A 233-nucleotide genomic window follows, 5' to 3' on the forward strand; every position below is an offset into this window, starting at 1 on the left:
CTGGCAAGCCTCGCATTCGGCTCCGTTGCGCATGGCCTCTATCGAACAGGCGAGCTGTTCCTCGGCGGTAAATTCCCGCTTGCCACCGGCAATGCCGCTGACTTCCTTTTTCACCGAGACTGTGGACTTTTCAATGTTCGAAGCCTGGAGCGTCCGGAGATAATAGGTTGTCTTGAGGCCGACATGCCATGCGCGGCGATACATATGGCTGAGCGTTTTCATTTCAGGCTGCG

At 56.2% G+C, this 233-nt stretch carries 1 protein-coding gene; it reads right to left on the bottom strand.

Annotated features, from left to right (window positions below):
- A partial coding sequence (locus tag ACYYG1_RS17920; protein ID WP_461211684.1) for a hypothetical protein occupies positions 1 to 222 on the bottom strand: 222 nt, incomplete at its 3' end.
- Positions 223 to 233 lie beyond the last annotated feature (11 nt).

The organism is Desulfocurvus sp. DL1XJH-121 (assembly GCF_054819825.1).